Below are 21,694 nucleotides of genomic sequence, written 5' to 3'. Positions count from 1 at the left end.
ACTACAGACGTCAGTACAGAAAACGGAGCCCTGGAATTTTCCTGGCGCTCCAGTGTGTTTTGCCCGTATATGGGAGGCGGCATGACAGAGACGGCGAGCGGTCCGGCACGTGGTTCCCGCACCAAGGGAGCCAAGGCGGCGAGCAAGGGCCTGCGTATCGAGCGCATCCACACCACCCCCGGCGTGCATCCGTACGACGAGGTGAACTGGGAGCGCCGTGACGTCGTCATGACCAACTGGCGCGACGGCTCGATCAACTTCGAGCAGCGCGGCGTCGAGTTCCCCGACTTCTGGTCGGTGAACGCGGTCAACATCGTCACCAGCAAGTACTTCCGCGGGGCCGTCGGCACCCCGCAGCGCGAGACCGGTCTCAAGCAACTCATCGACCGGATCGTGAAGACCTACACGAAGGCCGGCGAGGACTACGGCTACTTCGCCTCGCCCGCCGACGCCGAGATCTTCGAGCACGAGCTGGCGTACGCCCTCCTGCACCAGATCTTCAGCTTCAACTCCCCGGTGTGGTTCAACGTCGGCACGCCGCAGCCCCAGCAGGTCTCCGCCTGCTTCATCCTGTCCGTCGACGACTCCATGGAGTCGATCCTCGACTGGTACAAGGAAGAGGGCATGATCTTCAAGGGTGGCTCCGGCGCCGGCCTGAACCTCTCCCGCATCCGCTCCTCCAAGGAGCTGCTCTCCTCCGGCGGCAACGCCTCCGGCCCGGTCTCCTTCATGCGCGGTGCCGACGCCTCCGCGGGAACGATCAAGTCGGGCGGTGCCACCCGCCGCGCCGCCAAGATGGTCATCCTCGACGTCGACCACCCGGACATCGAGGACTTCATCGAGACCAAGGTCAAGGAGGAGGAGAAGATCCGCGCCCTCCGTGACGCGGGCTTCGACATGGACCTGGGCGGCGACGACATCACGTCCGTCCAGTACCAGAACGCCAACAACTCCGTCCGCGTGAACGACGAGTTCATGAAGGCGGTCGAGGCCGGCGGCTCGTTCGGCCTGCGCGCCCGTATGACCGGCGAGGTCATCGAGGAGGTCGACGCCAAGTCGCTCTTCCGCAAGATGGCCGAGGCCGCGTGGGCCTGCGCCGACCCGGGCATCCAGTACGACGACACGATCAACCACTGGCACACCTGCCCCGAGTCCGGCCGCATCAACGGCTCGAACCCGTGCAGCGAGTACATGCACCTGGACAACACGTCCTGCAACCTCGCCTCGCTGAACCTGATGAAGTTCCTCAAGGACGACGGCAAGGGCAACCAGTCCTTCGACGTCGAGCGCTTCGCCCAGGTCGTCGAGCTCGTCATCACCGCGATGGACATCTCCATCTGCTTCGCCGACTTCCCCACCGAGAAGATCGGCGAGAACACCCGCGCCTTCCGCCAGCTCGGCATCGGCTACGCGAACCTCGGCGCCCTGCTGATGGCGACCGGCCACGCGTACGACTCCGACGGCGGCCGCGCCCTCGCCGGCGCCATCACCTCCCTGATGACCGGCACCTCGTACAAGCGCTCCGCCGAGCTCGCCGCGGTCGTCGGCGCCTACGACGGCTACGCCCGCAACGCCGAGCCGCACCAGCGCGTCATGAAGCAGCACGCCGACGCCAACGGCAAGGCCGTCCGCATGGACGACCTGGACACCCCGATCTGGGCCGCCGCCACGGAGGCCTGGCAGGACGTCGTCCGCCTCGGCGCGAAGAACGGCTTCCGCAACGCCCAGGCCTCGGTCATCGCCCCGACCGGCACCATCGGTCTCGCGATGTCCTGCGACACCACCGGCCTCGAGCCCGACCTCGCCCTGGTCAAGTTCAAGAAGCTGGTCGGCGGCGGCTCGATGCAGATCGTCAACGGCACCGTGCCGCAGGCCCTGCGCCGCCTGGGCTACCAGGAGGAGCAGATCGAGGCGATCGTCGCCCACATCGCCGAGAACGGCAACGTGATCGACGCCCCCGGCCTCAAGACCGAGCACTACGAGGTCTTCGACTGCGCCATGGGCGAGCGCTCCATCTCCGCGATGGGCCACGTCCGCATGATGGCCGCCATCCAGCCCTGGATCTCGGGCGCCCTGTCCAAGACGGTCAACATGCCGGAGACGGCGACCGTCGAGGAGGTCGAGGAGATCTACTTCGAGGCGTGGAAGCTGGGCGTCAAGGCGCTCGCGATCTACCGCGACAACTGCAAGGTCGGCCAGCCGCTCTCCGCCAAGAAGAAGGAGGACGAGAAGGCCGAGGTGACCGCGAAGACCGAGGCGACGATCCGCGAGGCCGTCGAGAAGGTCGTCGAGTACCGCCCGGTCCGCAAGCGCCTCCCGAAGGGCCGCCCGGGGATCACCACCTCCTTCACCGTCGGTGGCGCCGAGGGCTACATGACCGCCAACTCCTACCCGGACGACGGTCTCGGCGAGGTCTTCCTGAAGATGTCCAAGCAGGGTTCGACGCTCGCCGGCATGATGGACGCCTTCTCCATCGCCGTCTCCGTCGGCCTGCAGTACGGCGTGCCGCTCGAGACCTACGTCTCGAAGTTCACGAACATGCGCTTCGAGCCGGCCGGCATGACGGACGACCCGGACGTGCGGATGGCGCAGTCGATCGTCGACTACATCTTCCGCCGCCTGGCGCTCGACTTCCTGCCGTTCGAGACCCGCTCCGCGCTCGGCATCCACTCCGCCGAGGAGCGCCAGCGCCACCTGGAGACCGGCTCGTACGAGCAGTCCGTCGAGGACGTCGACGTCGACGTCGAGGGGCTGGCCCAGTCCGCCCCGCGCACCCAGGAGCTGAAGGCGGTCGCCGCCCCGGTGAAGGTCGAGGTCCCGGCCCCGAAGCAGGCCCACACCTCCGCGGAGCTCGTCGAGATGCAGCTCGGCATCAGCGCGGACGCCCCGCTCTGCTTCTCCTGCGGTACGAAGATGCAGCGCGCCGGCTCCTGCTACATCTGCGAGGGCTGCGGCTCGACCAGCGGTTGCAGCTGACCGTCCTGAACAGCGCATGAGATGAGGGCGCCGGCCACGAGCCGGCGCCCTCTTCCGCGTCCGCGGTCCGCTCCTGACCGACCGCTCGGTGCGCCGGGAAACGATCACCGGTTAGGCTCTGCGGCGCGCGACGAGCGCGGACAGCAGGGGGGAATCATGGCTGGTGACGGGGCCGGGGCGGCCGACCGTCCGAACGTGGGCGCTCAGGTGGCGACCGCGCTGATCCTGGGCGGCATGCTGGCCGGTGGCTTCTGGTACATGGCCAAGAACTCGGCGGAGAGCAGCGCCGCGGAGCGGCCGGCCGTCTGCACGGCGGCGACGGGGACCATGCCGGCGCCGTACGTCTCCGGGACGCGGCTGTGCGAGGTGCTGAACCGTCCGGATCTTCCCGCCCTGCTCGGCACGCCCGGCGATCAGGCACGCACGGCCTGGGGCAGCGACGGCTGGACCGACAGGGACGACAGGAGCCCCTCGCCCGAGGGGAACGTGACCCTGCAGACGTACGAGGTGAAGCTCGCGGTCTCCTACGACAAACTGCCCGTCGCCCGACTCGGCCGCCTCCTGGGGAACACGGCGGAGCCCACGAAGGTTCTGGGGCGCCAAGCCGTCTTCTACTCCGACCGCACCATCGCGTTCGCCGTGCCGCTCGGTGGCGGGGGCAAGGCCGAGACCCGCACCGGCGGCATCGCCCGCCATCTGCTGGTCGCCAAGGACGCCAAGGACGGCGGCGGGTCCTACGAGATCGTCATCTGGCGCACCGACCAGGCCATGCCCGACGACACGGCGCTGCTGCGGATCGCCGAGAGCGTACTGCCGACGGTCCCGGGCTGGGCGGGACGCTGAACACGAAGGGGGGCGGCCCCTTGATGCCGGCCCCTCCTCGGTGCAGCCCTCAGGTGCGCCGTGCGCCCATCACGGCGCCGAAGTCGCCCGGATCCGTGTCGAATCCGTGGAGGAAGGGGCGGAACGTCCAGCCCTCCGCGCCGTCGCGTACGAACTCGGCGGCCGTCGCCGCGGTCGCGTCCGCCAGGGACGACAGGTCGTCGTCCAGGAGGTCCGTGTAGCCCTCACGGACCCGGACGCCCAGCCCGGCCACCTGGCCGAAGGTGAGCCGCCCGCCGCCCTGCTGTATCGCGAGGCCCACCACCACGCGCGCGTACCGCGGCGCGAGCCGCGTGAGCTCCAGGGTCATCGCCTCGTCGTAGCCGAAACCCTGGCCCGTGCGGCTGTCCCGGTGCAGGGTGATGGTGCCGTCGGGGGAGCGGCTGTCGAAGTGCACGAGGTAGTCCGGCGCACCGTACGGGGCGTCCTCCGTGTAGACCCCCGCGACGATGTCCAGGTCGTGCGCGGGCGCGCCGGCCGGACTGGGGTCCCACTTGAGCGCCACCTCGACCTTGCCGACCCCCTTGTTGAGTCCGCTCATCGTGAATCCCCTCTCTCTGCGCGGTTCCTGACGATCCGTTCATGGTGTCATGTGATCAACATGTCATCGGAAGAGGGGGGCCGCGGGATGTGGGGCGGGGAAGAGCTGGATCTGGACGCATATCTGGCGCGGATCGGGTATTCGGGGGGCCTCACGCCCGACCTCGCGACGCTGCGCGCCCTGCACCGGGCGCACGTGGAAGCGATCCCCTTCGAGAACCTCGACGTGGCGCTGGGGCGCCGGATCTCCCTCGACGTCAAGGACCTTGAGGCCAAGCTGGTCGGCCGACGGCGTGGTGGCTACTGCTACGAGCAGAACGGCCTGCTCGCAGCCGCCCTGGAGCGGATCGGCTTCCAGGTGGCGGGGCGCGGCGCCCGGAACCGTACGCGCGGGGATGCGCTGACACCGATCACCCACGCGCTGCTCGTCGTCACGGTCGACGGCGAGCAGTGGCTGGCGGACGCCGGCTTCGGGTGGCAGGGACCGCTGGAGCCGGTGCCGCTCACCGACGGCGCGCGCGTCGAGCAGGACGGCTGGGTCTTCGGCGTCGGCAGCGAGGCGGAGGGCGTCCACGTGCTGCGCACGCTTCGCCCGGAGGGGTGGACCGATCTGTACTCCTTCGCGCCGCACGCCCTGTACCCCGTCGACTTCGAGCTCATGAACCACTACAGCTCGAGCCACCCCCGCTCGCGCTTTCTCGGGCAGGTGGTGGCCCACCTGCCCGGCGCCGAGATACGCAGGGCGCTGGTCCGCGACTGCCTGAGCTCGACACGCGTCGACCGGGGACCGGAGGAACGACGTGTGGGTCCGGCCGAGTTGGCCGGGACCCTCGCCGAGATCTTCGGAATCGAACTGGACGACGAGGAGGTCGGGGGTCTGCTCCGGGTGCACTCCGGCGAGGTCTGACGGCGTGTCGCTCCGCCCCGTACGATGGCGCGGTGCTGGTCAAGTGGATTCGCTGCACCGTGGTGGACCGTCGAGGGTTCGAGCGGGGGCAGCGGAAGTGGGCGGGGCTGCTCGGAGAGCCGGGATTCCGGGGACAGGGTGGGGGATGGAGCCGGCGGCGGCCGGATGTCGCCCACGTCTTCGCGTTCTGGGAGAGCCGGGCGTTCTACGACTCGTTCATGGCGCGGTCGCACGACCGGCTCGCCGCCGCACAGGTCGGCACGCACCGAGATCTCCAGGTCAGGCTCTTCGACCATCGCTTCGACGTGAAGACCGGCTTCGAGCCGCGCTTCGCCGACGCCGACGTGGCCCGGGTCGCGCACTGCCGGGTGCACGAGGAGCGCGTCGAGCACTTCGCCCTGATGCAGGAGAAGGTGTGGAACCCGGCGATGGCCGGGTCCCCCGGGATGCTGCGGGGCATGTTCGGCGATGCGCCCGGGCACGAGTTCCTGGTCCTGTCGATGTGGAACTCGGCGGCGGAGCACGGCAAGTACCGGGTGGAACGGGTGGAGCGCCTCGGCCTGCGGGCGCAGACCGAGGCGGACGTGGCGGCGATGACGGGCGACGTGGTGCAGCTCGAACCGACGTGGACGGTGTGAGGGACGGGGATCGCCTTCGGACGGCTGCGACCGCCGGCGACGCACGCTTCGGGCGGCTGTGCTCCGGATGGCTGGGCTTCGGGCGGGCGATCCGCCCTGTGGTCCGGGTGACTGCGCTCCGGACGACTTTGCCCCGGATGGCTGGGCTTCGGACGACTTCGCTCCGGATGGCTGTGCTTCGGGCGGGCCTCCGCCCTGTTGTCCGGGGAGGCGGAACTCCGGCCGGTGGTCAGGCGGGCGCGGCGTTCGAGGCTTCGGCCGCCGGCGCGGTGTTCTCCCGGGTGAACGCGCCCGCCTCCACTGCGGCCAGAACACTCCGCGCCGCCTGGTCAGCTACGGCGGTGTCGACCGGCTCCCGCGTGACGAACAGGCGGAGGAAGAGCGGCGCCGAGACGGCGCGCACCACCGCGCCCGCGTCCGTGTCGGCCGGTGCCTCGCCCCGCGTCACGGCCCGGTCGACGACGCTCTCGCAGCGCCGAAAGCGCTCCTCGTAGAACGCCCGCAGGGATGCGGCGGCCTCCGCGGACTGGAACGCGGCGGCCACGAACGCCGTCGGCGCCGCGGCCTGTCCCGGATCCGCGAAGGCGTCGACCACCTCGTGGGCGAGCGTGCGTAGATCGCCGGCGAGGCTCCCCGTGTCCGGGGCCGTCCACTCGTCCTCGCCCGCGAGCGCGAGCGCGTCCGCGACCATCCCCTCGACCCCGCCCCACCGCCGGTAGAGCGTCGTCTTGTGGACCCCTGAGTGCTCCGCGACGTACTCGACGGTGAGTGCCGGATAGCCGTGCTCGGCCAGGCCCGTCAGGACGGCGTCGCGGACGGCGGCGCGGGTACGGGCGGTCCGGCCGCCGGGGCGCCGGCTGCCGGGAGCGGGGGCGGTCGGTGCCTCGGCCGACACGCGCTGCGACTCGTTCAATTGCTACTCCCGTTGCGTTAGTGGAAAGAGTGTGCCACACTCGACGTAACGCGACACCTGTTGCGTTAGTCGTTCCCTGTGGCCCCTTGGAGGCGCCCCTTGCCCACGCAGATCTCACTTCACGACGTGACCGTGACCCGCGGCGAACGCCTGCTGCTCGATCAGGTCTCGCTCACCGTGCGCCCCGGCGAGCGGATAGGGATCGTGGGCGAGAACGGCGCGGGCAAGTCCACCCTTCTGCGCGTACTCGCGGGACTCGACACACCCGACTCCGGCGAGGCCGTCGCCGTGGCCGAGGGCGGCGCGCGGCTGCTCGCCCAGACACCCGAGCTGCCCGCGCGCGCCACCGTCGCCGAGGCGATCGACGCCGCGCTCGCCGAACTGCGGGCGATGGAGCGACGCCTGCGCGATCTGGAGCCGGAGCTCGCCACGGGGGGCGAGTGCGCCCTCCACGAGTACGGGGAACTGCTGACCGCCTTCGCATTACGGGGCGGATACGAGGCGGACGCGCGCGTCGACAAGTCGATGCACGGACTCGGGCTGGCCCACATACGACGTGAGCGACGGCTCGGCAGTCTCTCCGGCGGCGAGCAGGCCCGCCTCGGCATCGCCTGCACGCTCGCCGCCGCACCCGAGGTGCTCTTCCTGGACGAGCCGACCAACCACCTCGACGCGCGGGCTCTCGACTGGCTGGAGGGTGCCCTTCTCGCTCACCGCGGCACGGTCGTGGCCGTCTCCCACGACCGGGTCTTCCTGGAGCGGGTGGCCACCGCGATCCTCGAGGTCGACGCCGACCGTCGCACGCTCGTGCGCTACGGCGACGGGTACGCCGGCTTCCGCGCCGAGCGGGCAGCCGCCCGCCGGCGCTGGGAGCAGGCCCACGAGGAGTGGCGTGCCGAGACGGCGCGGCTGGAGGAGTACACGCGGACGACCGCTCACGGCGTCGCCGCCGGACGGGCCATCAAGGACAACAACAAGATGGCCTACGACCGCGCCGCCGGCCGCGTGCAGGCCTCGGTGTCCGGGCGCGTGCGCAACGCCCGGGAACGGCTGCGCCGGCTCCGGGAGGAAGCCGTGCCCGAGCCGCCCCGGCCGCTCGCCTTCACCGCACGCCCCGCCGTGGGACGCGCCGCGGGCGAACTGATCACGCTGAACGGCGTACGGGTCGCCGACCGCCTCGCCGTCGACGCGCTGACCGTCCACGCGGGCGAGCGGCTGCTCGTCCATGGCGCCAACGGCGCCGGCAAGTCCACGCTGCTCCGCGTCATGACAGGGCTCGTCGAGCCGGACGCCGGACAGGTCGTGCGGCGCGGAAGGATCGGATTCCTCGCCCAGGAGATACCGGCCGAGCGCCCCGCCGAGCGGCTGCTCGCGGCCTTCGGGCGCGGTCTCGCCCTCACCGACGACGAGCAGGCCGAACTGCTCCTCTCGTACGGACTGTTCCGGCCCGCCGACCTGACCGTGCCGGTCGGCGTCCTCTCTGCCGGGCAGCGCCGCAGGCTCGCGCTCGCCAGGCTGCTTTCCCGTCCGGCCGACCTGCTGCTCCTCGACGAGCCCGCGAACCACCTGGCCCTGGGGCTGGTCGAGGAGCTGGAGCAGGCCCTGGAGCGGTGGGAGGGGGCCGTGGTCGTCGTCTCCCACGACCGCGAGCTGCGTCGCAGGTTCACCGGCCGCATACGCCGGATGGACTCCGGACGCCTGCTCGACTGAGCCGTCCGGCCGAGGGCCGTCTAGGGTCGTCGCATGGCACGACCGCGGCGCATCGTTCTCGTACGGCACGGAGAGTCCGAAGGCAATGTCGATGACACCGTGTACGAGCGGGAGCCCGACCATGCGCTGAGGCTCACCGCGACAGGATGGCGACAGGCGGAGGAGACGGGGGAGCGGCTGCGGGAGCTGTTCGGGGAGGAGCGGGTCAGCGTCTACGTCTCGCCGTACCGCCGCACCCACGAGACACTGCGCGCGTTCCGGCTCGACCCCCGTCGCGCCCGGGTCAGGGAGGAGCCCCGGCTGCGCGAGCAGGACTGGGGAAACTGGCAGGAGCGGGAGGACGTGCGCCTCCAGAAGGTGTACCGGGACGCCTACGGGCACTTCTTCTACCGCTTCGCCCAGGGTGAGTCCGGGGCCGACGTGTACGACCGGGTCGGGGCCTTCCTGGAGAGCCTCTACCGGAGCTTCGAGGCGCCCGACCACCCGCCCAACGTCCTGCTCGTCACGCACGGGCTGACCATGCGCCTGTTCTGCATGCGCTGGTTCCACTGGTCGGTCGCCGAATTCGAGTCCCTGTCCAACCCCGGCAACGCGGAGACCCGGATCCTGCTGCTGGGGGAGGACGGGAAGTACCGGCTCGACCGGCCCTTCGAACGCTGGCGTACACCGGAACCGTACGGCCCCACCGGATAGAGTGGCACGGCGATGACCGCTGACTCCTCTCTCGACCGGCGCTTCGACCGCGCCCTGGCCAGCCTGCGCGGACTGGCTGTGGGAGACGCCCTGGGCTCCCAGTACTTCGTTCCCGCCAACTACCCCCTGCTGAAGCGGCGCGAGCCGCCGACCGGTCCCTGGCAGTGGACCGACGACACGGAGATGGCCTGCTCGGTCCTCGCCGTGCTGGTCGCCCACGGCCGGATCGACCAGGACGCGCTCGCCGAGTCCTTCGCCCGCCACCACGACTTCGACCGCGGCTACGGCCCCGCCGTCAACCGGATGCTCCGGCTCATCCGCGAGGGAGGGGACTGGCGGCAGCTCGCGGCCGGGCTCTTCAACGGGCAGGGCTCGTGGGGCAACGGCGCCGCCATGCGGATCGCGCCCCTCGGCGCCTGGTACGCCGACGACCCCGAACAGGCGACCCACCAGGCCGAGATCTCGGCCTACATCACCCACCAACACCGCGAGGCCGTGGTCGGGGCGATGGCGGTCGCCGCCGCGGCCGCGCTCGCCGCGGACCCGGCCGGTCCGCCCACGCCCGAGGCGCTGCTCGACGGAGTCGTCGCGCTGGTGCCGCGCAGCGCGGTCGGGGCCGGGCTGCGCCGGGCCCGCGACATGCTCGACTACGGCGACGCCGGGACGGTCGCGGCGGTCCTGGGCAGCGGCCGGCGTACGAGCGCGCACGACACCGTGCCGTTCGCGCTGTGGTCGGCGGCCCGGGCTCTCGGCGACTTCGAGCGGGTGTTCTGGACCACCGCGGGTGTGGGCGGTGACGTGGACACCACGTGCGCTATCGCCGGTGGCGTCGTGGCCGCCGCCGGTGCGGCGGGCGCCCCGCCGGCCGCGTGGCTGGAGCAGACCGAGGGACTTCCCGACTGGATGCCCGAGGGGGTCCGTTCCTAAGTGCCGTCGGGGCCGTCCGCGTGCGCCTTCGTGTGTCGCGTCGGCCCCGCGACCGGCCGCGGCCGGGGCGGCCCGAGTGTCACGGTCCTGCCACAGCTGCGGTCGGGCCGGTTCACCTGGACCTCCCGCAATTAGAGTCGGCCACTCCGCAGCGCTGATCATGACAACAGCGTGCCGACGAGACACCCGGGACCGCCGCCTTCCGCCGCAGGACCGCGCGGACCGGGCGGGGAGGGGGTCCCGTGACCGACACACCGTCCGCAGAACCGCCGAAGGACAGTCCACCGTCCGCCGAGCAGCCGAAGGACAGCCCGGAGCCGCAGGACGGCGCCGGGCCCCGGAAGGCCGCTGCGCGCGACGCAGCGAGCAGTACCGGGAGCGACAAGGCCACCGCGCCGACACCGGAGCCGAGCCGGCAGGTCGCCGCGTCTGCCTCGCCCGCGGCGCCGTCGGCTGACGCCCTGCCCCCGGCCGCCGGTCAGCCCGCTCCCGCAGCGGCCGCCGCTGCGGCCGCTTCCGCAGTACCAGCCGCAACCGCGGTACCGGCCGCTGCCGTGCAGGCCGGCCCCGCAGGCGGTCGGCCCGCATACGGGGGACCCGTACCCGGCCGGCCCGTACCGGGGGGACCCGTACCCGGGCCGTACGGGCCGGGGGCTTATCCGCCCTACCAGGCCTGGGGCCAGCCGCGGAAGCCGCCACCCAGCAAGCTGCGGCCCGCGGAGCCCGCCCGCCCGACCGTCGCGACGCTGTGGGCGATCGTGGCCACCGCGCTGTTCGCCGCTCTCTTCATCGGTGCGGGCGCGGGCGTGAACCTGCTGCTCGTGGCCGTGCCCGCGACCTTCGCCGGTGCCCTCGCCGCCCGCACGGCCGGCCGCCGGCTGCGCCCCTGGACGCTGGTCTGGGCGATCGGCGGTGCGGCCCTGCTGGTCGTACCCGCGCTGAGCGACGCGGGCTGGCCGACCTTCCTCGCGATCGTCGCCGCCCTGGGGCTCACCGGCTTCGCCCTGCACGGCGGCCGCAGCTGGCCGAGCATGCTGTTCGGACCGATCGGCCTCTTCGACTCCGTCGGCACCGGCATGCTGTGGACATGGCGCGGCGTGCGCGAGCGCGCGAGCGGCTCGCAGGGCCGCTGGGTGCCGGTGCTGCGCACCGTCCTGATCGCCCTCGGCCTCCTGGTCGTCTTCGGCGCCCTGTTCGCCGGGGCGGACGCGGCCTTCGCCGACCTGCTCGGCTCGCTCATGCCGGACATCTCGCTGGAACAGGCGCCCTGGCGGGTGCTGTGCTTCATCCTCGGCCTGTTCGGCGCCCTCGCGGTCGCCCGCACCGGAGCGGCCCCGCTGCGCTGGGACAGGATGACCTTCAACCCGGGCCGGGCCCGCGGGCGGTTCGAGTGGGCGCTCCCCCTGATCGTTCTGAACCTGCTCTTCGCGGCCTTCAACTCGATCCAGCTCGCGGTGCTCTTCGGCGGCTACGACAAGGTCCTCAGCGAGACCGGCCTCACCTACGCCGAGTACGCGCGCCAGGGCTTCTGGCAGCTGCTGTGGGCCACCCTGCTCACCCTCGTCGTGATCGGCCTCGCGCTGCGCTGGGCGCCGCGCGACGGCGCCGGCGACCGGCGGCTGGTCCGGGCCGTGCTCGGCACCCTCTGCGTCCTCACCCTGGTCGTGGTCGCCTCGGCGCTGCGCAGGATGGACCTGTACGTGGACGCGTACGGGCTCACCCGGCTGCGGATCTCCGTCGCCGCCATGGAGATCTGGCTCGGCGCGGCGATCCTGCTCATCATGGCCGCCGGCATCTGGGGTGCCCGGATGCTGCCCCGCGCCCTCGCGGTCAGCGCGGCCGGTTTCGTGCTCGCCTTCGGCGTGATCCGCCCCGACGCCGTCATCGCCGAGCAGAACGTCCAGCGTTACGAGCGGCTCGACAAGATCGACGTCCGCTATCTGCGGGGCCTCTCCGCCGACGCCGTACCGGCGCTCGACCGTCTGCCCGAGCCCCTGCGCTCCTGCGCCCTCCGGGACATCGCCGAGCAGCTCGAGAACGCCCGGGAGAAGAGCTGGTACGAGACCAGCCTGTCCGAGGCCCGGGCCAGGGACATCCTGGCCGAGCGGGGTACGAGCGGTGCGGCCTCGTGCGGCGGAGCCACCCGCGACGAGGATTACGACCCGGACGCGGATCCGTACGCTCCCTGATGCCCCAGGGCCTCGTACAACAGACGGCGTGCCTCCCTCCCCGTACGGGAGGAAGGCACGCCGTCTGTTGTGGGCCGGGACGTCGGATGTCAGGCGACCGGACCGGCGGCCTCCGCCTTGCCGCTGAGGGCCTCCAGGTCACTCTTGCGGACCCGGATCACCGTCACGGCGGTGACGAGCGCGATCAGCGCCATCGCGACGGCGGCGGTGAACGCGCTGGAGATGCCGGCCGTCAGCACGTCGTGGGACCAGGGAGCCGGAAGTTGCTTCTCCTTGAGGAACGCCGCCTTCTGCTCCGGGGTCGCATGGGCGAGGAAGTCCGGAACCTGACGCTCCCCCTCGTTCCGGCTGGCCGTGCCGAAGACCGTGACCAGGATCGACAGGCCGAGCGAACCGCCCACCTGCTGGGTGGCGTTGAGCAGGCCCGAAGCGGCGCCGGCCTCGTGCTGGGCGACTCCCGAGACCGCGGTCAGAGTGAGCGTCACGAAGTTGAGGCCCATGCCGAAGCCGAAGGTGACCATCGGACCCAGCACGCCGCTCAGGTAGGAGCTGTCCCGCTCGATGAAGGTCAGCCAGAACAGGCCGGTCCCGGTGAGCGCCGCTCCCGTCACCATGAACGGCTTCGGGCCGAGGACGGGCAGCAGCCGCTGGGCGAGCCCCGCGCCGACCCCGATGGCGAGCGTGACCGGCAGGAAGGCGAGTCCGGCACGGATCGGCGTGTAGCCGAGCACGTTCTGTACGAACAGGACGATGAAGAAGAACATGCCGAACATGGCGGCGGCCAGGCTGAGCATGATCACGTACGTGCCGGAGCGGTTGCGGTCGGCGAACATCCGCAGCGGCGTGATGGGTTCGCGGGCCCGGGACTCGACGACGGCGAAGGCCGCGAGCAGGATCACCGCGGCGATGAACGACCCGATGGTCAGCGAGTCCTTCCAGCCCTCCTCCGAGGCGCGGATGAAGCCGTAGACCAGGGCGGCCATGCCGAGCGTGGAGGACAGGGCGCCGGCGAGGTCGAAGCGGCCCGGGTGACGCTCGGACTCGTTGATGAAGCGCGGCGTCAGGAAGGCGATGAGCAGGCCGATCGGAACGTTCACGAAGAACACCCAGCGCCAGTCGAGCCATTCGGTGAGCATGCCGCCCGCGAGCAGGCCTATCGCGCCGCCACCTGCCGAGACCGCCGCGAAGACGCCGAACGCACGGTTGCGCTCGGGGCCTTCGGGGAACGTCGTGGTGATCAGGGCGAGCGAGGTCGGCGAGGCGATCGCGCCGCCGGCGCCCTGGAGGGCGCGTGCGGCCAGGAGTTGCCACGGCTCCTGCGCGAAGCCGCCCAGCAGGGAGGCGAGGGTGAAGAGCAGGATGCCGGTCAGGAACACCCGGCGGCGCCCGAGGATGTCGCCCGCCCGGCCGCCGAGCAGCAGCAGGCCGCCGAAGGTCAGGGTGTACGCGCTGAGGACCCACGACAGGTCGGTGGTCGAGAAGGAGAGCGCCTCCTGGATGTGCGGCAGCGCGATGTTCACGATCGTGGCGTCAAGGACGACCATCAACTGACAGGCGGCGATGACGGCGAGGGCGATTCCCGGCCGATTCGGATACCGGGCGGTGCCCGGATCGGCCTGGATGTCCACCGGCGATGTTGTCACTGTGCATCCCCCACGGAAGAATTTAGTGAACGCACTCGTTCACTGTCGTCCACGGTAGTGACTCCCCCTCAGGGAACGCAACCGTTCACTGAGCACCGCCGGACGCCGTGTTCGTTCTCAACAGAGAGGTTCTGATGGGTACTTCGCACTCCGAGGCCGCCGCTCGGCCGCACGGGGCGGCACCGCGGCGGCGCGGTCCGGTACTGGAACGCGCCATTCTGGAAGCCGCTCTCGAGCAGCTCAGCACTGTCGGCTGGAACGGTCTGACCATGGAGGGTGTCGCCGTCGGCGCACAGACCGGCAAGGCCGCGGTGTACCGCCGGTGGCCGTCCAAGGAAGATCTGGTCGCGGACGCGCTCGGGACGGCGCTCCCCACCCTCGACGAGACGCCGGACCACGGCGGTGTGCGCGAGGACCTGTACCAGCTGTGCCGCAGGGTGCGGGCCGCGATGTACTCGAAGCCCGGCTACGCCCTGCGGGCCGTCCTTCACGAATGCGACCACGCGTCCGCCGAGCGCTTCCACGAACTGATCCGCACCGGAGTGATCGAACCCTCGCAGCGACTGCTGCGTGCCGTGGTGCAGCGCGGCATCGCCCGGGGTGAGGTGCGCGAGGACGCGGCCCACGAGGCGGTCTACGACGTGATGCCGGCGATGATGATGTACCGGGCCAAGGTGTGCGGAAGCGAATGGAGCGACGCCGAGATCGCCGAGATGATCGATCTGGTCATGGTGCCCCTGCTACGGCGCTGAGGGTTTGCCGGGCGGCCGGGCGGGCCGGGACGCGCAGCGCGTTTCGGCCCGTAACGGATCACCAGAGGGAATCCGGGTACCGGGCGGGGCTCCCGGCGGCGTAACCTGAGGACGCCATGCCGTACGAACCACCCACCCACAGTGTCGAGCGCTCGATCCGAGCCACCACCGGCGCCAAGATCATCGCTGGGATCGACGAGGTCGGACGCGGGGCATGGGCCGGTCCCGTCACGGTCTGCGCCGCCGTCACCGGCCTGCGCCGCCCGCCCGCCGGGCTCACCGATTCCAAGCTGATCACCCCCAAGCGCCGCACGACGCTCGCCGCGGAACTCGAGCAGTGGGTCACGGCGTACGGGCTGGGCGACGCCTCGCCCGCCGAGATAGACGAGCTCGGGATGACCGCCGCGCTGCGACTGGCCGCGGTCCGAGCCCTGGAGGCTCTGCCGGTCCGTCCCGACGCCGTGATCCTCGACGGCAAGCACGACTACCTGGGCAGCCCCTGGCAGGTCCGCACGGTGATCAAGGGCGACCAGTCCTGCGTCTCCGTCGCCGCGGCCTCCGTGATCGCCAAGGTCCGGCGCGACAACCTGATGGCCGAGCTGGAGGCCGAGGCGGAGGGATGTGCCGCTTACGGCTTCGCGGCCAACGCGGGCTACCCTTCGCCGGTCCACAAGGCGGCGCTCGAGGGACTGGGACCCACCGCGTACCACCGGCTCTCCTGGGCGTACCTCGACGCGATGCCGCGCTGGCGGCATCTCAAGAAGGTCCGCGTCTCCGCCGAGGCGGCCGCACTGGAAAGCGGGGGCCAGCTCGGCTTCGACTTCTGACTTCCGGCTCCTGGATTCTCCGGTGTTCCTCCTGGGAACCCTCCGGCAGAGCCCCTTTCAGCAGCCGGGGCACACCTGTGTGCCCACCCGCCGGAGCCCCGTGCGACGGCGTTTGATAGACATCCACCCATGCCTCTCATCCCCGAGGAGCCTCAGATTCACGAGAGTGCCCAGGGTCCCCGCGCGACCGCGGCCGCCGGCCGCCCCGTGCCGACCCCTCGACCCGTACCCGGCCCGCGTTCCGCGGCCTCTCCGCGTCCCGGACGTCCGGGCCCCGGTCCGGCCAGGCCCGCACCGCCGGTGCCGCGCCCGCCCGCTGCCGCCGGACCGGTCCCCGCCCCCCGGGCGGAGAATCGTTCCGACCTGGGGACCGGACCGCAGATCCAGGTGATCCCCGCCCCCGTCGACGGCGCGATCGACGCCGCCGAGGAGGCCGTGGACCTGCTCCTGGAGTCCGGCCGTGCGCCCGGCGACGTCCTCGTGCTGACCACCGGTGACCAGCACCCGTGGGCGGCGCACGAGCTGTCCTTCGGCGAGGACGCCTACTGGGCTCAGCAGGACGCCCGCGAGGACGTGTTCTTCGCGGACGCCTCCGCCGTGGCCCGGGCCGCCGTCCGCCCCGTGGTGGTCGTCGCGGTCAACGGCGGCTCCGACGAGGACGTCGCGCGCCGACTGCCGGAGGCGAGGGAGCGGGCGAGTGCCCTGCTGATCGTCTGCGGTGACCAGGAGCGCGTCGATTCCGTGCTCGGCGCCCGCGTCTGACCACATCCGCCCCCACCCCGGCCGCCCGACGGGCGGCCGGGCGGACCTCCAAGGCGGGACGACCGCCCGGGCGATCCCCCTCCGGCGCGTGGCAACGGCGGGAGTTCCTGCCCGCCTTCGGGGCCGGCGAGCCGCCCGGCCGGGGCAGCCGCGCATCGGTCCCGCTCACGCGCCGGCCATCGCGTCCGTCGTGTCGCTCCGGTGGTCGGTCATAGGCGCCGGACCGTGCTCCCGGCACCAGTCGCACCGGTCCTTCGCGTCTCATGTGGCCGGTCGCTCCGGCCGGTTCGTGCCGGCGCGCGCTTCCGGCGCGGTCGGTTCCCTGCGCGGTCGGTTCCCTGCTCCCCGAGGTCGGCCGTCCGCTCAGCGGGCGGCGGCCCGGCGCAGGGGCTCGGGCGCACCGCTCGCGATGCGCGGCACCAGCCGGTCGAGGGCGGAGTCCTCGCCCAGCGGAGTCGGCGGCGAGTCCGAACCGGGCCTGCGCCCGCCCCGGCCCTCGCCGAGCACCTGCCAGCCGCCCCCGGTCAGTGTGATGTACGCCCCGCAGCGCAGCCCGTGGAGCGTGCAGGCGTCCCGCAGCCCCCACATCCAGGCGCCGTCCTCCTCGGTCCAGCGCTCGTCACCCTCGCGGCAGTAGAGCAGCACGGCCGTGCGTACGGGGACACGGCGGCGCAGGTCGTGCGGGATGACGCGGCGCAGGTGGGCGAGCAGCGCGTTGCGGAACTCCCAGCCGTCGGCCGGCGTGGGCCGCCGCGTGAAGGAGGCGCTGGCGACGAGCCGTTCCTCGTGGTCGAGGACGGCGACGACCGCCGTGGAGGGTGTGGGCGTGTGGCGGGAATGCAGGCCGCTGACGACCTCACGGGGACTGCGCAGCAGCGGGATCCCCGCCGCGGTCCATTCCGCCGGTTCGAGCATCCGGGCGAGGCGGCTGGCCGAACCGGACGACGACGCGGCAGGAACGGCTGAGGACGGAGCGAATCCGAGGGTCACGATCCTCCCTTCGGAGACGCGCCCGCTCCGCGGGCAGGGTCGGGTGAGGGCGCACCACGGCACGGTCCAACCGGACCGCGTTCGGGCCGTGCGGGGCTGATTCCCAATTCTTCCTGGCCCGTGCGCGGGCGGCAACGAGCAATTGAGGCCGCTGACTGGAATCAACCGGTATGACTCTCATATCCCTGCCCAGTTACCTGTTGTTCACGCCCCGTTTCACCCCTGGACGGCGAGCACCAGCGGGAACACTCCCTCGGCTCCCGCCCGCCGCAGCAGCCTCGCCGCCACCGCCAAGGTCCAGCCGCTGTCGGCGAGGTCGTCCACGAGCAGCACCGGGCCGCCCGCCGAGGCCAGACGCTCCGTCAGCCCCTCGGGAACGACCAGCGCGCGCTGCAGTCCCACCACCCGCTGCGCGCTGTTCGTCCGCGAGATCCGCAGGTCCTCCGCCTCCGGCGTGTACTCCACAGCACCCAGCAGAGGCATCCGGCCGATCTCGGCGATCCGGTTCCCGAGCGAGCCCACCAGCTGGGGCTTGCCCTGCGAGGCGACGGTCACCACACCGGCCGGCCGGGGCGGGGCGTCCGCCGCACCCGAGGCCCAACCCCCGGGACCCTTGGCCCAGTCGGCGAGCACCCGCACCACCGTCTGCACGACGTCGTCCGGCACCTCCCCGTCAGGAGCCGAGTCGGCGAGCATCGGACGCAGGCGATTGCCCCAGCCGATGTCCGAGAGCCGACCCAGCGCGCGGCCCGTGTACGACTGCTCGCCCGCGGGGATACGCCCCTTCAGATCCACGCCCACGGCCGCGAGTCCGGTCGGCCACATCTTGCGCGGCTCCACCTCCACCCCCGCCCGGCCCAGTTCGCCCCGGGCCGTGTCGAGCGCCGCGTCCGAGACCTTCGGGTCGAACCTGACCCCCGCGCAGTTGTCGCACCGGCCGCACGGCGCCGCGGCCTCGTCGTCCAGTTGGCGGCGCAGGAACTCCATCCGGCAGCCGCCCGTCGCCGCGTACTCCCGCATGGCCTGCTGCTCGGCCTCCCGCTGCCGGGCCACCCACGCGTACCGCTCGGTGTCGTAGACCCAGGGCTGCCCGGTGCTCTCCCAGCCGCCCTTGACCCGCTTGACGGCCCCGTCCACGTCGAGGACCTTCAGCATCGTCTCCAGCCGTGTCCTGCGCAGCTCGACCAGCGGCTCGAGGGCGGGCAGCGACAGCGGGCGGCCCGCGTGGGCCAGGACGTCCAGGGTGCGCCGAACCTGCTCCTCCGGAGGGAAGGCCACCGAGGCGAAGTACTGCCAGATGGCCTCGTCCTCCTTGCCGGGCAGCAGCAGCACCTCCGCGTGCTCCACACCACGCCCGGCCCGGCCCACCTGCTGGTAGTAGGCGATGGGGGAGGAGGGCGAACCGAGGTGCACGACGAAGCCGAGGTCGGGCTTGTCGAAGCCCATGCCGAGCGCCGACGTCGCCACCAGCGCCTTGACCCGGTTGGCCAGCAGGTCGTCCTCGGCCTGCTGCCGGTCGGCGTTCTCCGTCCGGCCCGTGTACGAGGAGACCGCGTACCCGCACTGGCGCAGATGGGCCGTCACCTCCTCTGCCGCCGCCACCGTCAGCGTGTAGACGATCCCGGAGCCGGGCAGCCGGTCCAGGTGCTCGGCCAGCCAGGCCAGTCGGTGCGCGGCGTCAGGCAGCCGCACCACGCCGAGGCTCAGGCTCTCGCGGTCCAGCGGACCGCGCAGCACCAGCGCGTCCGTGTCCGTGCCCGTCCCCAACTGCTCGGCCACGTCCGCGGTCACCCGGGCGTTGGCGGTGGCCGTGGTCGCCAGCACCGGCACCCCGCCCGGCAGGTCCGCGAGCATCGTGCGCAGCCGCCGGTAGTCCGGCCGGAAGTCGTGCCCCCAGTCCGAGATGCAGTGCGCCTCGTCCACGACGAGCAGACCCGTCGCCGCCGCGAGGCGTGGCAGCACCTGATCACGGAAATCGGGGTTGTTGAGCCGCTCCGGGCTGACGAGCAGCACGTCGACCTCGCCGGCCGCGACCTCCTGCTGGACGGTGTCCCACTCCTCGGTGTTCGACGAGTTGATCGTGCGGGCGCGGATGCCCGCCCGCGCGGCCGCGTCCACCTGGTTCCGCATCAGCGCGAGCAGCGGAGAGACGATCACGGTCGGACCCGCGCCGCGCTCGCGCAGCAGCGAGGTGGCGACGAAGTACACCGCCGACTTGCCCCAGCCGGTCCGCTGCACGACCAGCGCCCGGCGTCTGTCCGCGACCAGCGCCTCGATGGCCCGCCACTGGTCCTCGCGCAGGCGCGCGGCACCCGTCGGGTCCGAGACGAGACGGGCGAGCACGGAGTCGGCGGCCGCGCGCAGGGCGGCGCGGTCCTCGGGGCGGTCTGCGTTGGTCATGCACCCATGCAACCCGATCGGTCCGACAAAGCGCGAACGAGCCGCGAAGCCTGTGGATAACTTCGCAGCCGCCCGGCCCGGAGTTATCCACAGGGGTTTCGCGATCGGCGGTGCTCGCGGGACCGTCGTGACCATGAACGCGAACCACCACGAATCACACGGACCGTCCACGAGCCGGCAGATCACCTTGCGCGGACCGGCCGAGCTGGCCGACGCGCTGCCGTTCATGCTCGGCTTCCACCCCAGCGACTCCGTCGTCCTCGTCGCGCTGCACGGCGAGCGCGGACGATTCGGCGGCCGCGTGCGGGTCGGCATCCCGGGCTCGCCGCGCGAATGGTCCGCCATCGCCGACTACCTGGCCGAGTGCCTCGTCGAGGGCAGTACCCGCCGTAGCGAGGACCGCCCCGACGCCATCGTCGCCTTCCTCTGCCAGGAACCCGCACCGGGCGAGACCGGCAAGCGGGTGATGGAGCGGTTGCGCCCCCTCGCCCAGCGCCTGCGCACCGCCTGCGGCGCGCTCGACATCCCCGTCCTCGAAGCCCTCTGCATCTCCGACGGCCTCTACTTCTCCTACTGCTGCCCGGACGCCCGCTGCTGCCCGCCCGACGGCACACCGCTCGCCCTCTCCGGTACGTCGGTGATGGCGGCGTCCGCCGCCTACGCCGGGATCCAGGTGCGCGGCACGCTCAAGGACATGGAGGCCCGGCTGAAGCCGCGCGGCGCGGACGGCGACGCCGTGCAGCGCGCCGCACTCGACGAGGCCGCCACGGTCATCGTGCCCCGCCTCCTCGACGCGCCGGCGAGCGGCCCGGCCCGTCAGGAGACACGGGAGACGACCCTGGCCGTCGTCCGGCGCCTGATCGAGCGGTTCTCGCGATCGGAGGAGCGTCCGGATCCCACTCGCAGGGACGCGATTCCGGCCGGTCTCGCCGGCCTCGCGAGCGGGGTGGGGACCGGCACGGCGACGGCCGACGCCCGCGACGACGAACTCCTGACCTCCGACGAGGCGGCCACGGTCATCCTCGGCCTGCAGGACCGCGAGACCCGCGACCAGGCAGCCGAATGGATGGAGGGCCCGGAGGCCCTCCCCGCACTGCGGCTGTGGCGCGCCCTGTCCCGCCGCTGTGTCGCTCCGTACCAGGAATACGCGGCGGCCCCGCTGACCCTCGCCGGCTGGGTCGCCTGGTCCACCGGCGACGAACCCTCAGCCCGTGTCGCCCTCGGCCTCGCCCTGGATACCGACCCCGACTACCTCTTCGCACGGCTGCTCCACCAGGCCTGCAACGAGGGACTGGACCCGGAGTCGCTGCGCGACTGCCTGCGGAGGGAAAGGGACGCCCGCGTCGCATCCGAGGCCGCACCGGGACAGGACAGGGGCCCCGCCCCGGGGGAGCCGGGCGACGACCGGGCTCCCACCACGGGCTCCGACGGGCCCGGCCGCGAGCGCAGGCAGGCCCGCCAGGCCGCCCGCCGCACCACCCGTCAGGCCGCCCTCCGCGCCGCCGGAGCGGGCCGGGGCCCCGCGCGAACGGCCGCCGTCCGCCACGACGCGGAACCCAGGCCCCCCAGGGCCGGAGCCGGGCGGCGGACGCGGACTCGGCGGCGTGGGGCGAGGAGCGGGGAGTGAGGAGGACAGTGGACGCGCCCGGCGCCATGACGGGGGCGAGCGGAGCGGTTCGCCCCAGAGGCGCTCCGAGCCGAGCGGCTCACCCCAGGGGCGCTGGGACTGCGGCCGAGGCGGCCGAGAGCCCGCCGGGGCACGCTCCGGCGGCCCGCGGTAAGGAGCGGCGCAGGAGCCTGACGAGCGCCGTGCGGGACGCCCTTTCTCCGTATCGGGGCCCGATCGCCCTCGAGAAGGAGCGGATCGGACGGTCCGCTCCGCTCCCGGCCGTGACTCCGTGGCCTGTGAGGGCGTTCAGGTCTGTGGCGGTCCCGCACGAGCCGT

At 72.3% G+C, this 21,694-nt stretch carries 17 protein-coding genes; 12 read left to right on the top strand and 5 right to left on the bottom strand.

What is annotated here, in order from left to right; genetic code table 11:
• Positions 1-81 precede the first annotated feature (81 nt).
• Positions 82-2,976, top strand: coding sequence for a vitamin B12-dependent ribonucleotide reductase (locus ACIRQF_RS29720; RefSeq protein ID WP_404096562.1), 2,895 nt, complete (start codon positions 82-84; stop codon positions 2,974-2,976).
• Positions 2,977-3,132: 156 nt separating this feature from the next.
• Complete coding sequence (locus tag ACIRQF_RS29715) at positions 3,133-3,819, top strand: DUF6215 domain-containing protein (RefSeq protein ID WP_404096559.1); 687 nt, start codon at positions 3,133-3,135, stop codon at positions 3,817-3,819.
• A 49-nt stretch (positions 3,820-3,868) separates the two neighbouring features.
• Here the strand turns inward: ACIRQF_RS29715 and ACIRQF_RS29710 are convergent, their stop codons facing one another.
• Entirely contained in the window at positions 3,869-4,399 is a 531-nt protein-coding gene (locus tag ACIRQF_RS29710; RefSeq protein ID WP_404096556.1) for a TerD family protein, read from the bottom strand.
• 60 nt (positions 4,400-4,459) lie between these two features.
• Between ACIRQF_RS29710 and ACIRQF_RS29705 the strand changes: the two genes are divergently transcribed.
• Both ACIRQF_RS29705 and ACIRQF_RS29700 read left to right on the top strand, forming a co-directional pair.
• Positions 4,460-5,305, top strand: a complete 846-nt coding sequence (locus ACIRQF_RS29705) for an arylamine N-acetyltransferase (protein WP_404096554.1) — start codon at positions 4,460-4,462, stop codon at positions 5,303-5,305.
• Positions 5,306-5,337: 32 nt separating this feature from the next.
• Complete coding sequence (locus tag ACIRQF_RS29700; RefSeq protein WP_376628593.1) at positions 5,338-5,943, top strand: YdbC family protein; 606 nt, start codon at positions 5,338-5,340, stop codon at positions 5,941-5,943.
• A gap of 229 nt (positions 5,944-6,172) precedes the next feature.
• Here the strand turns inward: ACIRQF_RS29700 and ACIRQF_RS29695 are convergent, their stop codons facing one another.
• Positions 6,173-6,856, bottom strand: a complete 684-nt coding sequence (locus tag ACIRQF_RS29695) for a TetR/AcrR family transcriptional regulator C-terminal ligand-binding domain-containing protein (protein ID WP_404096552.1) — start codon at positions 6,854-6,856, stop codon at positions 6,173-6,175.
• A 99-nt stretch (positions 6,857-6,955) separates the two neighbouring features.
• On the opposite strand from ACIRQF_RS29695, the gene ACIRQF_RS29690 reads away from it, so the two are divergent.
• From ACIRQF_RS29690 to ACIRQF_RS29675, 4 genes are all read left to right on the top strand, one after another.
• Positions 6,956-8,566, top strand: coding sequence for an ABC-F family ATP-binding cassette domain-containing protein (locus ACIRQF_RS29690; protein ID WP_376628597.1), 1,611 nt, complete (start codon positions 6,956-6,958; stop codon positions 8,564-8,566).
• Between the two features lie 33 nt (positions 8,567-8,599).
• Positions 8,600-9,259, top strand: coding sequence for a histidine phosphatase family protein (locus ACIRQF_RS29685; protein ID WP_376628599.1), 660 nt, complete (start codon positions 8,600-8,602; stop codon positions 9,257-9,259).
• Between the two features lie 12 nt (positions 9,260-9,271).
• Positions 9,272-10,186 carry an ADP-ribosylglycohydrolase family protein gene (locus ACIRQF_RS29680; RefSeq protein ID WP_376628601.1) on the top strand — a complete coding sequence of 305 codons (915 nt, stop codon included), beginning with the start codon at positions 9,272-9,274 and terminating at the stop codon, positions 10,184-10,186.
• Positions 10,187-10,428: 242 nt separating this feature from the next.
• Positions 10,429-12,375 (top strand): DUF4153 domain-containing protein, encoded by a 1,947-nt coding sequence (locus tag ACIRQF_RS29675; RefSeq protein ID WP_404096549.1) that lies wholly within the window; start codon positions 10,429-10,431, stop codon positions 12,373-12,375.
• 89 nt (positions 12,376-12,464) lie between these two features.
• On the opposite strand, the gene ACIRQF_RS29670 is transcribed toward ACIRQF_RS29675, so the two are convergent.
• Entirely contained in the window at positions 12,465-14,018 is a 1,554-nt protein-coding gene (locus tag ACIRQF_RS29670; RefSeq protein ID WP_404096546.1) for an MFS transporter, read from the bottom strand.
• A gap of 134 nt (positions 14,019-14,152) precedes the next feature.
• Between ACIRQF_RS29670 and ACIRQF_RS29665 the strand changes: the two genes are divergently transcribed.
• The 3 genes from ACIRQF_RS29665 to ACIRQF_RS29655 all read left to right on the top strand — a co-directional run bounded on the left by ACIRQF_RS29665 (position 14,153) and on the right by ACIRQF_RS29655 (position 16,359).
• Positions 14,153-14,770: a TetR/AcrR family transcriptional regulator gene (locus tag ACIRQF_RS29665; RefSeq protein ID WP_376628607.1), complete on the top strand. Its 618-nt coding sequence runs from the start codon at positions 14,153-14,155 to the stop codon at positions 14,768-14,770.
• Positions 14,771-14,886: 116 nt separating this feature from the next.
• On the top strand, positions 14,887-15,597 hold the full coding sequence (locus tag ACIRQF_RS29660; RefSeq protein WP_404096544.1) for a ribonuclease HII: 711 nt from the start codon (positions 14,887-14,889) through the stop codon (positions 15,595-15,597).
• Positions 15,598-15,726: 129 nt separating this feature from the next.
• Positions 15,727-16,359 (top strand): hypothetical protein, encoded by a 633-nt coding sequence (locus ACIRQF_RS29655; RefSeq protein ID WP_404096542.1) that lies wholly within the window; start codon positions 15,727-15,729, stop codon positions 16,357-16,359.
• 363 nt (positions 16,360-16,722) lie between these two features.
• On the opposite strand, the gene ACIRQF_RS29650 is transcribed toward ACIRQF_RS29655, so the two are convergent.
• Together ACIRQF_RS29650 and ACIRQF_RS29645 are read right to left on the bottom strand one after the other, a co-directional pair.
• A complete protein-coding gene (locus ACIRQF_RS29650; RefSeq protein ID WP_376628612.1) occupies positions 16,723-17,349 on the bottom strand; it encodes a hypothetical protein in 627 nt (208 codons plus the stop codon).
• 216 nt (positions 17,350-17,565) lie between these two features.
• A complete protein-coding gene (locus ACIRQF_RS29645; RefSeq protein WP_404096539.1) occupies positions 17,566-19,749 on the bottom strand; it encodes a RecQ family ATP-dependent DNA helicase in 2,184 nt (727 codons plus the stop codon).
• A 133-nt stretch (positions 19,750-19,882) separates the two neighbouring features.
• Here ACIRQF_RS29645 and ACIRQF_RS29640 point away from each other — a divergent pair, with 133 nt between their 5' ends.
• Positions 19,883-21,376, top strand: a complete 1,494-nt coding sequence (locus ACIRQF_RS29640; protein ID WP_404096537.1) for a DUF4192 domain-containing protein — start codon at positions 19,883-19,885, stop codon at positions 21,374-21,376.
• Positions 21,377-21,694: the final 318 nt, after the last annotated feature.

The sequence above is a fragment of the Streptomyces sp. NPDC101191 genome, assembly GCF_044767915.1.
Lineage (GTDB): Bacteria > Actinomycetota > Actinomycetes > Streptomycetales > Streptomycetaceae > Streptomyces.
The sequence above is the reverse complement of the archived record's forward strand: the minus strand, read 5'-3'. Positions and strand labels throughout refer to the sequence as shown.